This window comes from Pseudomonas brassicacearum, from assembly GCF_003732175.1.
Lineage (GTDB): Bacteria > Pseudomonadota > Gammaproteobacteria > Pseudomonadales > Pseudomonadaceae > Aquipseudomonas > Aquipseudomonas brassicacearum_G.
Genome location: NZ_MOBI01000053.1, coordinates 1 through 1,103 on the forward strand (window position 1 = coordinate 1; position 1,103 = coordinate 1,103).

General features: G+C 61.4%; 1 pseudogene. It reads right to left on the minus strand.

Annotated features, from left to right (window positions below):
* Nucleotides 1–1,103 (minus strand): annotated as a pseudogene (locus BK658_RS29710) (hemagglutinin repeat-containing protein); the annotation flags it as partial.

The window sequence follows — 1,103 nt, forward strand, 5'->3', positions numbered from 1 at the left end:
ACATGGTCCTCCTGGCTCTTCACTTCCTTGGTTTTGCTGTACGAGTGCTGCTCGTCCGCTGCCGAGGCCAGGGTCAGGTTTTCGGTGGCGCTCATGGCGATGTCGCGCTTGGCGTCGATCTGGCTGGCGATGGCGCTGATATCACGCCCGGCGTCGACTTTCAGATCACGGCCCACGTCAACGCTGGAGCCGTACTGGGTGATGGTTTAATTGCGGTGGTCGGGGCCGGCCTCGTTGCTGTCGACCTGCTCGGCGGAGGCGATGTTGACATCGCGACCGGCGCTGATCGTGGTGTCGGCGCCGCTTTTCAGTACGCCGCCGGTGTTGTTGAAATCGCGCCCGGCGTTGATGGTCAGGTTGTTGGCCGCTTCGATGCGGGCCGCGCTGTCGACGAAACCCCGTTGCTCGCTGCGGGAGTCGCTGGCGCTTTCATGGGTGGTCACCGTGCGTTCGTTGATCACGTCGCCCTTGATTGCGGTCAGGCTGACGTCACGCCCGGCAATGATGCCGCCGGCCTTGTTGACGATGTTGTTGCCCGCCAACAGGTCAAGACGATTACCGGCTTCCACCAGGCCGCTGTTGACCAGGTCGTTGCCGGCAGCCGCCGACAGGTTGTTACTGGCACGCAAGGTACCGGCGTTGTTCAGATCGTTGCCGGCGATCAGCGTTACGTCGCTACCCTGGATCAATGCGCCGTTGGCGGCCAGACGATTGTTGGCGTTGGCCAGGTACAGCACCGGCACCAACACTTGCTCGCCATTGACCGTGGCATTTTCCATCCAGACGATATCGTGGGTCAGAGCCGCGACCTGCTCAGAGGTCAGGCTCACGCCCAGCGACAGGTTAAGTTGGTTTTTACTGGCGACGGCGTTGTTCATCAGGTACTTGAACAGGCCGGCGTCCGAGGTCTGGCCGTCGATGAAGCGTTGGCCGGTACGGGCGACCACCGCTTGTTGAATCAGCTTCTGTTCGTAGAGGCCATCGCCCAGACGCTTGGCGCTTTTGTCCGGGTCGTAGCCGAGGTTCGCCAACAGGTAGTCCGAACTCATGAACTGCTTGAGGTCGGTGAGCACCGGGTTGGTTTCGATCAGGTATTTCTGCGG